A 12,712-nucleotide genomic window follows, 5' to 3' on the forward strand; every position below is an offset into this window, starting at 1 on the left:
GAATCCTGATTTAATGACTGTTAATATAAGTATATTGTTATCAGTTTATATTTTTTGAATTATAATTGATTTTTTATTGTATTTTTATCGATTTAGGTGGCTTGTTTGACGTTTTTTCTGATGAAAATAATGTGTTTCGTACAGTGTGATAATGAGCGTTTTTACTATTTGATAAATAATTTATTCCGTACAGCTGTCCTGCGGTATCCTGTTTAATTTTATTTTATATAAAATTATATAAGAGGGTGTATTTCAGGACGGTGCAGGACAGGATTTGTGTTTTGAGTTGGTTTATTGTGTGAGATTTTGTTCAATTACATTAAACCCATTTCTATGCTAAATTATTATCAAAAGAATGCAAGGATCCGATTTATAGGATTTTTGCTAGCCTTATTTCTCGTGTCTGTGTCATCAGCATTTTCGCAGTCTGTCACGGTGACAGGCACTGTAGTATCCGAAGGAGACAATGAGCCCATCCCAGGGGCTTTAGTTTCAATTAAAGGCACACAGAACGGAACAGTTACGGATATTGACGGCGGATTTACTATTCAAGCTGCGGTAGGACAGACACTGGTGGTGAGCTTTATTGGATTCACTACTAGTGAAGTGGTGGTGAGCTCAGCTTCCACTCCTCTCCAGATAACACTAGGATATTCAACTTCAGACCTCTCCGAGGTAGTGGTGGTGGGGTACGGCAGTCAGGTGAAACGGGAAGTGACAGGGGCAGTTCAGTCGGTAAGCCAGGAGGAGCTGAAAGACCTGCCTGTTTCGTCAGTAGCCCAAAAGCTGCAAGGGCGTATGGCGGGAGTGCAGATCAACCAAACGACAGGTAAACCCGGTCAGGGAATGAATGTCCGGATCCGTGGCCAACTTTCAGTATCCGGTGGTAGTTCTCCTCTATATGTAGTGGATGGATTTCCTATTACAGGTGATATCAACTCAATCAATCCGGACGAGATTCAGGAAATAACCGTCTTAAAGGATGCTGCCTCTACCTCGCTCTATGGTTCGCGAGCTGCCAATGGAGTAGTATTGATCACTACCAAAAAAGGCAAAGAGGGACAGACCAACGTTAATTTAAACGTTTTTACAGGATTACAGAATGTGCCTGAGAGAGGGCGCTTGGAAATGATGGATGCAGAAGCTTTCGCAATATTCAAAAAGGAAAATGCTGAAGCTACCGGTCAAGAGGTGCCGGATATTTTCCAGAATCCTGCCCAGTATAGAGGCAATACCAACGACTGGTACGATGCAATGCTGCGAAGTGCATCGATATCTTCATACAATCTGACTATCACCTCTAATAAGGAGAAAGTTAATACTGCGATTGTAGCAGGGGTTTTTGATCAGGAAGGTGTAGTGGTAGGTTCTGATTACAGAAGGTTTTCACTTCGGATGAATACAGATTATCAATTATCTGACAAAGTGGCTATCGGTGTAAATGTCGCTCCAAACTATGTGATAGACAATACTCCACGTACAGATGGTACTAGAGGGACGGGCATTCTATTCAATGCACTTCACACCTGGCCGATCATGCCGATCTACGGCGAAGACGGTGAGCTGACTTCCTTTAACCAACTTCCCGCCAGCACAGGTAATATCTATGCCTATCCTAACTGGGTCAGATCAGCACAGGAGATCACCAATGAAACTAAGCAGATGAATGTGTTGGCTAATACTTATGTAGAATGGAAACCAATCGAGGGGCTTTCTCTGAAATCTACATTTAATGCTGAAATCAGCAATTCTAAGTATTTGTGGTTCAACCCATCTACTGCAACTGCAAATATAAATGTTTCTATACCTACAGTAGCTGTTTCCATCAGAGAGAACCGAGAAAATCTTTCTTGGTTGAATGAGAATATCGCTACCTATACCAAGAGTATAAGAGATCATAATTTTCAGCTCTTGGGGGGATTCTCCAATCAAAAATTTAGAATGGATCGCACACGTATACAGGCTGATACCTACGCGGATGATAGACTTCCTACGATTCAAGGGGCTTTGAATATAAATCGTAACGGAACCAATACCGGCGTGGAAGAATGGTCTTTGACCTCCTTGTTTTCGAGATTGACTTATAATTTCAAAGGCAGGTATCTTTTTACAGCCTCCGTAAGAGGTGATGGGTCTTCCCGCTTTGGGATGGATAATCGCTGGGGTGTCTTCCCGTCCACTTCAGTGGGGTGGGTGCTTTCGGACGAAGGTTTTCTTAATACCAACTCAACTATCTCATTTGCTAAATTGAGAGCAAGCTATGGAGTGACAGGTAACAATAATATCGGGAACTATACCTCCTATGCGCTGGTAAACAATAGTCTAAATGGGAATACCGTGAATTCTGTATTTGGCGAAAATATAGCTCCAGGTTCTACAATTACTACCTTAAACAATAACAATCTGGGTTGGGAAACTACCGCACAGTTGGATGTGGGTTTTGAAGTTGGATTATGGGATGATCGATTGTTGTTTACCTATGACTACTATACGAAAAACACCACTAATCTGCTTTATGCAGTTCAGGTTCCACAAGAATCAGGTTTTACCAATTTCAATGATAACATCGGTGAAATCCACTTTTGGGGGCATGAATTTTCAGTGAATTCGATTAATACCACCGGTGCATTCAGATGGACTACTAATCTCAATCTTTCGATTAACCGCAATAAGGTTTTGGAACTGGCAGAGGGAATTGACCGCGTTTATGGTACCTATCACATCACCCAAGTTGGGCAGCCATTTGGTCAATTTTACGGGATGAAGAAGTTGGGCAACTACATGAATGAAGAAGATCTGGCAAGCTCTCCTATCATCCCCGGAAGATCCACTGTGGGAAGTATCAAACTGGAAGATGTGAATGGTGATGGCGTGATCACTTATGGTGGTGACAATGATGACCGCACAATTATCGGCAATCCATTCCCGGACTTCACCTACGGGATAATCAATAATTTCAATTGGAAAAACTGGGATGCAAGTATCACTGCTTCAGGTTCCCAAGGCAACCAGTTATATATGAGACATTTGTACTCTACGGCGAATTTGGATGGAGTATTCAATATGGTGGCGAAGGTGTCTAATCGATTCAAATCTCCGGAGGATCCGGGAGATGGGATATTCGGTACAGCTATAGGTGGAGGTAATGTGACAGGAGTGGAACGTGACTGGAATAACAGCAACTTCGTCTGGGATGCTTCTTACTTTACCATCAGGAATATCACACTGGGTTACACTTTTACCAAATTGCCAAAGTCTATTAAGTCGCTTAGACTGTATGCTTCCGGACAGAATATGTGGGTGTTTACCAAGTATTGGGGAGGGTCCAACCCTGAAGTAAGTATGCAGGACAATGGCGACGGGGACGGGGGTAACTTGAGTCCCGGTGTAGACCTGTCAGCTTATCCGGTTCCCCGCACAATCACATTCGGGGCAAATATCAATTTCTGATTTTGCTAGCCTTGAACTACGTATTCACATAAACTGAATTAAAAAATGAAAAAATATATCATTGTATTATTAGTAGCTACTTTGGGGCTAAGCGGTTGTGAGGATTTTCTCACAGTGATCCCAGAGACCCAGCTTAGCTCGGGTATTTTCTTTAAAACAGAGACGGACTTCGAACAAGCAGTCAACGCGGCTTATGCGCCTTTAAGGACTATTGTAAATGACAGAGCATATAGACTGGCGGAAATGCACTCAGACAACACCTATTATGGGCGAAATGTAAACTTCGGGGCAGTGGATCCTCAGGAAGATTTGGCGGATTTCTCTGTGGTGGAAACAAACGGCGTTACCGCAAATGACAATATTCTTCAGCAGTGGAGATTGGATTATTTGATCATAGCCAGAACCAATCAGATTTTGGCGTTAATAGATGAGGTGGAATTTGACCAGGACGCCAAAGACAATCTCAAAGGGCAGACACTTTTCCTTAGAGCTTATGCTTATTTTGAGTTAGTACGCTACTTTGGGAGTGTTCCTCTGCACCTTACACCGGTGAACACACGGGAAGAAGCTGCACTGCCATTATCAGATGAAGCTGAGGTATATGCTCAGATTATTGCTGATTTAGAAGCTGCAGTACCGTTGTTGCCATTGAAATCGCAGCAGGAGCTAGGGCGGGTCACCCAAGGAGCAGCGCGGACATTACTTGCAAATGTTTACATCAATTTAGAGCAATGGGCTGATGCTGAGAATGTATTGAAGCCTGTAGTTACCGGTGGAGAGTATAGTTTAATTCCCAGTTATGGGATGGCTTTTTCTGATAATGCTTCCAATAAAAACAATGCAGAATCGGTATTTGAAGTACAGTTTTTGGAAGGAGCGGATGGTCTTAATGGTAATTTTATTTATCAGATGTTACCACGACCTCTTTTAGCGGAGGAATTAGTAGAAATCACAGGGACTAGCAATCCCCAGCAGCTGGATGGAGAAGGAAATAATATCCCTACTCCGGATATTATAGCGGCTTATGAGGAAGGTGACCTAAGAGAGGATGCTTCCATAGGATATGTATTTTTATCCAGTAGCTTTAGAGAAGACAAGGTCTATCCTTACATAAAGAAATATGCCAAAAAGCATTCCCAGCATAATAATACGGGCACGAACTTCCCTATCTATCGCTATTCAGAAGTATTACTTTTCATGGCAGAAGTACTCAATGAACAAGGGAAAGACGGAGAAGCGCGTAATTACCTGAATCAAGTGAGAGACCGCGCAGGTCTTGGGCCTGTAAATAGTAGTGGAACTGACCTGAGAGAGGCGATTTTCAGAGAAAGAAGAGTAGAGCTGGCGTTCGAAAATAAGCGTTGGTTTGATATTCAGCGAACAGACCGTATTCAGGAGATTATTGTTCCTTATGGTCAGCGTATAGTTGCAAATCCGTTGGATTATTATTATCCGCCAAACCGGGATTCCAAACCACGTCCACATGTATTCACGAACCTTAATAAGTTCTATGCATTGCCGGCGGCAGAGTCTGACCTTAGTCCTTATTTCTAACTAAACAAAATTAAAAGACCCGACATCACTGTATAATGAACATGTGATGTCGGGTTGTTTAGTTGTAATTCTCATAGATGCATTATTGAAAAATAATATAATAAGCCCATAATATTTCATGAGTGGTTTTATTATAGCAGAATTAATCCCCAATTTAAAATTTGAACTATTGCTTTCCATTAACATTAACCCTATGCACCTCAAAAATTCAATAAGAAATATATTTCTTTTCTCCGCGGCTGTACTCATATCAGTTTCCTGTACTCCGGAAAAAAAGAAACGCGAATTAACCGGTAATCCAAAACTCGATAAGCTTACGCTACCCGATGGTTTTGTGGCGGAGCATCTTTTGAGTCCCGGAGAAAAGGATGAAGGATCCTGGGTTGCTATGACCTTTGATGACAAAAACCGCCTGATCACGGCGGATCAATACGGGTTTTTATATAGGTTGGAGATACCTGAAATAGGTGCAGATTCTGTAACACCCAAGGTAGAAAAACTCATTGTGGGGAATGTGGCAGAACCACAGGTGGGGATGGGATATGCACAGGGCTTATTGTACGCATTCAATAGTCTCTATGTAATGGTGAATCATCATGGTAACGAGGAGTTTGCAGAGAGTACCGGCTTATATAGAATTCAGGATTTGGATGGGGATGATCAATATGAAACTGTTACAAAGATCAAAGGGTTTACGGGACAGCCCGGGGAGCATGGGCCGCACAGCATGAAACTTTCTCCCGATGGACAGTCACTTTACATAGTGGCTGGAAATCATACAGATGTCCCTGAAATGGATGCTTACCGACTCCCGAATGTATGGCAGGAAGACAATCTTTTTCCTGAGATCAAAGATCCCAGAGGACATGCAAATGACAGAATGGCTCCGGGAGGATGGGTGGCAAATATAGACCCTGAGGGAAAACATTGGGAGTTGATCTCTGCTGGATACAGAAATCCTTTTGATATCGCCTTCAATGAAGTGGGCGATTTGTTTACTTACGATTCGGATATGGAGTGGGATTTTGGTATGCCTTGGTATAGACCTACGAGAATCTGTCATGTGACTTCGGGAAGTGAGTACGGATGGAGAACGGGTAATCAAAAATGGTCACCTAATTACCCTGATAATTTGCCTGCAATTTTGAATATCGGACAGGGTTCACCTACAAATGTGATGTTCGGAACAGAGGCAAAATTCCCGGAGAAGTACAGAACATCTCTTTTTGCCTTTGACTGGAGTTTTGGGATTATTTATTCCATGACATTGACTCCAAAAGGAGGGACTTATGAAGCCAAGGCTGAAGAATTTATTTCCGGTTCTCCGCTTCCACTGACGGACGGTGTGATAGGTCCTGACGGCGCTATGTACTTTATGACCGGTGGCAGAAGATTGGAGTCAGATCTTTATCGGGTATACTATGATGGTGATGTAAAAGAATCCGATAAGAAACCGCTTCAAATGGCTGATCTGCCTGCTGAAGCAAAATTGAGAAGACAGCTGGAGGCTCTGCATGTAGAAGGAGCGCCAGCCTCGGGACTTGACTTAGCCTGGGAGAATCTTAAAAACAGCGACAGGTTTGTACAATATGCAGCTAGAATAGCCGTGGAGCATCAGCCTGTCGGTTCCTGGAAAGCAAAAGCTTTGGCAGAAAAGGATCCTGTGACGTTGACACAGGCAATGATCGCATTGTCGCGCCACTCAGATAAAGGCGCAGGAGCACCTATGATTCAGGCTTTGATGGGAATTGACTACGGTTCTTTGGATGAGAAGGGCAAGCAAGACTTATTGAGAGCATTTGAGCTGATATTGGCTAGACAAGGAGAGCCCTCAGGATCTCTTAAATCTGATCTGGTAGCTTATTTGGATGCTAATTTCCCGGCAAACAGTAATAATCTTGATCGTGCATTGGCAGTGTTGCTTGTGTATCTGGATGCTCCAAATGCAGTAGAAAAATCATTGGCTTTGCTGGAAAAGGCCAAAGATGATCCTGACTATCAGAAGACATTTACTTCTTCTTCTGATCTCATCATGAGAAATCCTCAGTATGGATTGGATATAGCAAATATGCTGGCTAATGTACCACCTGCCCAGCAGACGTACCTTGCTACAGTTCTCGGCGGAGCTGAAGCAGGCTGGAGCCCTGAGTTGTATGAGAAATATTTCACTTGGATTCAAAATGCTTTCAAATACAAGGGAGGTCGTAGTTATGTAGGTTTTATCGACAGAGCTAGAAAAATGGCGTTGTCACATGTTCCGAAAAATGATTTTGATAAATACAACGAGCTCTCGGGAGCAGCCTTGCTTACAGGTAATGGAAATGATTTGGTGAATTCAGACATCCAGCCGGAGGGGCCGGGAAGAAGATGGACTGTGGAAGAAGCTGATTCACTGATGAGAGATTTAAGTGGCAGAGATTTGGCCAAAGGCAAAGCGATGTTTGCGGCCTCGCAGTGCCTATCTTGTCATACGCTCGGTGGAGAGGGCGGGATCATTGGCCCGGATTTGACACAATTGGGAACCCGATTCTCTCCAAAGGATATATTGGAAGCTACCATAAATCCCAGCGATGAAATTTCCGAGCAGTACGTAGCAAGTGTTCTGGAGCTGAAAGACGGCAGTTCTGTCATGGGAAGAATAGTGGACGAAGATAAATCCAGCTATTCAGTTTCCCAGAATCCTTTCTCTCCTGATGTTTTACGGAAAGTGGAAAAAAGCATGGTGTCTACTGTCAAGGACTCGAAGATTTCCATCATGATGCCGGGACTGATCAACAGACTCAACGAAGAAGAATTGAAAGATTTGATGGCTTACCTGATTTCAGGAGGCAAAGCAAATCATGAAGTGTATCAAACTAAAGCTCAAGCAGAAGAATGAAAAATCTATTAAAATCAAAATGGCTGAGAATCGAAGCGCTTGGTGTAGGAGCAATGATGGTAATCGGCTTTGTGAATTGCCAGCAACCTTCGGATAGTAAAGTGTCTTCACTAGAACCGATAAGTTCATCAGAGGCTGATTTCGAATCAATTTTTGATGGAGAGACTCTTGAAGGTTGGGAAGGAGATCCTGTTTATTGGTCCGTGAAGGACGGGGCGATCACAGGCGAAATCACTCCTGAGACACTTTTGAAAGCTAATACTTTTCTGATTTGGCAAGGTGGTCAGCCTGGAGATTTCGAGCTTAAAGCTGAATTTAAGATTTCCGAAGCCGGAAATTCCGGGATTAACTATAGGAGTGAGAGGGTGGAAGATGTGCCATTTGCCCTGAAAGGATACCAAGCCGATATCGACGGAAAGAATAGCTATACCGGTCAAAACTACGAGGAGAGAAAGCGCACCACACTAGCCTACAGAGGTCAAAAAACTAAGATTTCGCCGCAACCTGATGGCGTGGAAATGAGGGAATACGTAGAGCGGAATGCGTGGAAAGGTCTCAGTGTAGAGCAGGAAATCGGTGATCGGGCTGAGCTGGGTGCTATGGTCAAAGCTGGGGAATGGAACAGTATCCATATCATTGCGAAGGGGAATGTACTTCAGCATTATGTAAATGGTCAATTGATGAGCGAAGTGCATGATGAAGATCCCAAAAATAGAATGGAGTCAGGTTATTTGGGTGTGCAGGTGCATGTGGGACCACCTATGAAAGTCCAGTTTAAGGATGTGATGCTGAAGCAGTAGGAAATAAAATAACGGAAATGGCCCAAGTTGAAAAACTTGGGCCATTTTTTTTGCCTCAATTTAAACCGGGAGACTTAAACCAATTTTTCGATTTTAGTCCAAGGTTCTTCAGACCTGCCTGCAGGCAGATCAGGAGAACCAAACTGGGGCATTCTGAGATGGCAACATCATAGGTTCAGGTTGTCAGACATGAACCTTTTTTGCATTTGGGCAGGTTAAGTAGATAGCTTGTCGTTTTTTGAGTGGGGGGACAACTATTAAAGTCGCAGAATAGAGTTTCTATTTACCACAGTAATCATAAATCAAAATCACCAATGAATTATCATATCCTAATCAATAGTGTAAATACAGTGGAACAATTGGCAGAAGCCTGGTCTAATCAGGATTTAATCCAATTGTTAGATCGTTTTGGGTTTCCCGATGCATCCAAATCAAAGCCTGAAGAACTCAACGAATTGCTAAGTCTGGCAATCACCGATTTCGAGCCTGCAGAAGCAGCAGCGATTTTGCTGACGTATAAACTCTCTGAAGAATTAAATGAAGGGCAGATCGAGCAGATTTCACATGATATGCTTTTGGATAAAATTTCCGAGGAATATCCTGAGATACATCTTCACCATCAGCTATTCAATATCAATCAACTGCTTTACCATTCCTACAACGGGAAATTTCCCAATGCTAAGGCTACCGTTGTGGAGTTTCAGATGCTTGGCACCGACAAAGGAACCGAGGAAATCACAAAAGAAATTGTGCTAAAAGCATTTCAGCATACATTGAATGATAGCAATATAATTAAGCGTCTATTTACAGATCATCTTGAGTCCAAAGTTCCTTTTCATGAAGCCGATTCTATTATTTGGGAATTGACCAAAACAGGGGATGATCAGTATAAATTGACTACTTCAGAATATTGGATGGCTAGGGATGAGTTCTTAGAGGCAGAATTTGACGCTGAAGTAACCGTTTTCCAAGAGGCTGGGGAAGAGTAGTTTTTGGTTAGACTCCAGTGGCAGTGTTTTTTTAACCGCATAGAATCATAGGTGCTATGGTTTTGCCGAAGAGATAGATTTGTTCCCAATACACACCGGTAATGTCCCCTTCCGGTAAACTAATTCTCACCATAAAGAAACAAAGCCCAATCCCTCATCGCTATGTTTGTCTATGTGGTCGAAAAATGATCAATTTTCAATTCCCAAACTCAATGGTCAAGGGTGTGCTGACTCCAACCTGTGCGTGGTTTCTTTGCTGACTTTATGGCTTTTTGTGGTGGAAAACAAAACTTTGGGAGTCTGAACTGCACTAATGCAGGTCCATGTCATAAGGCCTGTGCCGGACGGGAGGCAGGCTTGAACCAACTATCGATATTTTTTAACCCCTCCAAAAAAAAGATTTTTGATCAGCGGCAAAGTTCCGACACCCGGATTTTATATCTTATTCCCGAGCTTTTATACTCAACCCATATAGGGCAGGACAGTCTCAGAAGGCGTTTTTAATAGATTACAGATCAGTCACAAATCACAGAATGAATATCTCAGATCCATCCAATTGGAAAGATAAATTGTCCAATTTCCGCCAGCTTGGAGGAATAGAAACTTCCGTCCTAGATAATGGAGCGGGTCGAGGAACCCGAATCGCGTGGATTAATACAGGCACGGGTCTTCGATTTAAAGTGGTTTTGGATCGGGGAATGGACATTTTGGACGCATTCTATAATGAGCATAGCCTGTCCTGGATTAGCAACGCTGGCCATGTGTCTGCTCAGCCTTTTTCCAATCAGGGAATAGATTGGTTGAGAACATTCGGAGGAGGACTGTTGACTACCTGCGGGATTTCTTCGATGGGTCCACCCAATGAGGATGAAACCGGAAGTCGCGGCTTGCACGGGAATTATAGTAATACGCCTGCGGAATTGCTTTCTATCAAACAACCGGATATTTATTCGGGAAATCTGGCTTATGAAATTGTCGGGATAATCCGTGAGACGACGACATTTGGTCCAAGTCTGGAACTGAAAAGAACTATCTCAGGCACTATAGGAAATGCTGCAATCCACATCAAAGATGAGGTGAGCAACCGGGGGAATTCCCCTGCACCGAATATGGTGCTCTATCATATCAATTGCGGTTGGCCACTAATCGACGAAGGAACGAGGATCGTGTGGAAAGGTGAAATAAAGCCCAAGGAAGCAGATGCATCACTTTCATCGTTCAACAAAGAACATAAATTCACAAAATGTGCGGGACCCTTGGATGAGCATTCGGGCTTTGGAGAAGATGTGGCTTTCATAGACCCAAAACCAGATAAGAATGATCAGGTCACCTGCGGTTATATGAATGATGAATTAGGGCTTGGATTGAGCATTTCATTTTCCAAGAAACAGATGCCATGGCTGATCAACTGGCAACACTGGGGCAAAAATGAATATGTCACTGCCCTCGAACCAGCTACCAATCCACCGATAGGCCAAGCTGCTACACGTGAAAACGGAACTTTGATTTTATTGGAGCCGGGAGAAAGCAGGACTTATGAAATCAAACTGGAAGTTCTCACAGGGAATGTGGTCAAGGAATTTAAAATGTAAATTTAAGAACGATGAATTGCGACGATAAAGGAGCTGAAATAATTTTCGAATTTTTCAATCTTCCAATTTTCCGATTCAATCTCAAACTAGAAATCTCAAATCTCAAATAATCAATAAACCCATGAGTTTAGCAAAAAAAGCCCTAGAACAGGGAGAAGGAATTTTAAGATTAACACCAACTTGGGTACCGCGATCGTTCTGTGTGCCCGGAAGAAGAATCAAACTTCATCCGGATGATTATTATTGTCTGGGCGGTAATCGTGGAGGCATAGATGAACGCTGGTTTTCCTCTACTACACCTGCCGAAAATGGCCCGCTCACAAGCAAAAATGAAGGACTAAGCCATGTCGCCTATGAAGATGGGGGCAAGACAGAGCTTTTTCTTTTGAAAGATGCGATCAGTGAGCTAGGTGGAGAAATCATCGGAGGCCGTCTATGGGACAAATACAAGGCTTGGCCGATGTATTCCAAGTTTTTTGATAATATGGGGCCGCTTCCGCACCACATTCACCCGAGCGATGAGTATGGGAAACTGACGGGTCAAAATGGCAAGCCTGAGGCATATTATTATCCGCCGCAATTGAATAATCACGGGGGAGATTTTCCTTATACGTTCTTCGGAATCGCCCCGGGAACGACCAAGGAGCAGATCAAAGAATGCCTGATGAATTTCAATAAAGGAGATAATAAAATCACGAATTATTCACAGGCATTTAAGCTTCAGCCTGGGACGGGTTGGGATGTTCCTCCCGGAATGCTTCATGCTCCCGGTTCCCTGTGTACTTATGAGCCGCAGAAAGCATCAGATATTTTTGCGATGTATCAATCTCTGGTAAATGAAGCAATTATTCCGGATGAACTGCTATGGAATGCTACCCCAAAAGATAGGGTGGGGGATTACGATCTGTTGGTCGAAATGATTGACTGGGAACTGAATGTCAATCCTAATCTCTTGGAAACCCGTTTTATGGAGCCGATTCCCGTGCAAAATGAAGAAGAAATGCATGCGGCGGGATATCATGACAGCTGGATCTGCTATAGATCCCATGATTACAGTGCGAAGGAATTGACAGTCTATCCAGGTCAGACAGTGACGATCAAAGACGCTGCCGCCTACGGAATGATTATGATGCAGGGGTATGGCAAAATGAATAATTGGGATATAGAAACTCCCGCTCTTATTCGATTCGGTCAATTGACCCATGATGAGTACTTTGTCAGTGAAAAAGCTGCGCAAGCAGGGGTGAAAATCACCAATCATTCTAAAACGGATCCTATCGTCATGCTAAAACACTTTGGACCGGATAATCCGGATCTGAAGGTGTGGGAGTAATTTTAGATGCTAGACAAAAGACACAAGCATCAAGACAAAAGAAGTAATTAAGAATATCCAATGCTGAATGATGAATACCGAAGTATATGGGTTTGAGCATCTGTCTTCGGTCTTCC

Annotated in this window: 7 protein-coding genes; all 7 read left to right on the plus strand. The window is 43.1% G+C overall.

Annotated elements, in window-relative coordinates; genetic code table 11:
* The first annotated feature begins 333 nt into the window (after positions 1 to 333).
* The 7 genes from J2X69_RS08015 to J2X69_RS08045 all read left to right on the plus strand — a co-directional run bounded on the left by J2X69_RS08015 (position 334) and on the right by J2X69_RS08045 (position 12,596).
* Positions 334 to 3,450, plus strand: a complete 3,117-nt coding sequence (locus J2X69_RS08015) for a TonB-dependent receptor (RefSeq protein ID WP_310101225.1) — start codon at positions 334 to 336, stop codon at positions 3,448 to 3,450.
* Between the two features lie 45 nt (positions 3,451 to 3,495).
* Positions 3,496 to 5,004: a RagB/SusD family nutrient uptake outer membrane protein gene (locus J2X69_RS08020; RefSeq protein ID WP_310101228.1), complete on the plus strand. Its 1,509-nt coding sequence runs from the start codon at positions 3,496 to 3,498 to the stop codon at positions 5,002 to 5,004.
* Between the two features lie 193 nt (positions 5,005 to 5,197).
* Complete coding sequence (locus J2X69_RS08025; RefSeq protein WP_310101231.1) at positions 5,198 to 7,882, plus strand: c-type cytochrome; 2,685 nt, start codon at positions 5,198 to 5,200, stop codon at positions 7,880 to 7,882.
* Entirely contained in the window at positions 7,879 to 8,682 is an 804-nt protein-coding gene (locus tag J2X69_RS08030) for a DUF1080 domain-containing protein (RefSeq protein WP_310101234.1), read from the plus strand. The genes J2X69_RS08025 and J2X69_RS08030 overlap by 4 nt, the downstream gene beginning before the upstream one ends.
* Positions 8,683 to 8,996: 314 nt before the next feature.
* Positions 8,997 to 9,671, plus strand: coding sequence for a hypothetical protein (locus J2X69_RS08035; RefSeq protein WP_310101238.1), 675 nt, complete (start codon positions 8,997 to 8,999; stop codon positions 9,669 to 9,671).
* Positions 9,672 to 10,204: 533 nt separating this feature from the next.
* Complete coding sequence (locus tag J2X69_RS08040) at positions 10,205 to 11,263, plus strand: aldose 1-epimerase family protein (protein ID WP_310101240.1); 1,059 nt, start codon at positions 10,205 to 10,207, stop codon at positions 11,261 to 11,263.
* Positions 11,264 to 11,384: 121 nt separating this feature from the next.
* A complete protein-coding gene (locus J2X69_RS08045) occupies positions 11,385 to 12,596 on the plus strand; it encodes a hypothetical protein (protein ID WP_310101243.1) in 1,212 nt (403 codons plus the stop codon).
* Positions 12,597 to 12,712: the final 116 nt, after the last annotated feature.

The organism is Algoriphagus sp. 4150 (genome assembly GCF_031457395.1).
In the GTDB taxonomy this organism is placed as follows: Bacteria; Bacteroidota; Bacteroidia; order Cytophagales; family Cyclobacteriaceae; genus Algoriphagus.

Coding starts and splice junctions, on each gene's coding strand:
- J2X69_RS08045 (WP_310101243.1), top strand. CDS start 11,385: ATGAGTTTAGCAAAAAAAGCCCTAGAACAGGGAGAAGGAATTTTAAGA.
- J2X69_RS08030 (WP_310101234.1), top strand. CDS start 7,879: ATGAAAAATCTATTAAAATCAAAATGGCTGAGAATCGAAGCGCTTGGT.
- J2X69_RS08025 (WP_310101231.1), top strand. CDS start 5,198: ATGCACCTCAAAAATTCAATAAGAAATATATTTCTTTTCTCCGCGGCT.
- J2X69_RS08015 (WP_310101225.1), top strand. CDS start 334: ATGCTAAATTATTATCAAAAGAATGCAAGGATCCGATTTATAGGATTT.
- J2X69_RS08040 (WP_310101240.1), top strand. CDS start 10,205: ATGAATATCTCAGATCCATCCAATTGGAAAGATAAATTGTCCAATTTC.
- J2X69_RS08020 (WP_310101228.1), top strand. CDS start 3,496: ATGAAAAAATATATCATTGTATTATTAGTAGCTACTTTGGGGCTAAGC.
- J2X69_RS08035 (WP_310101238.1), top strand. CDS start 8,997: ATGAATTATCATATCCTAATCAATAGTGTAAATACAGTGGAACAATTG.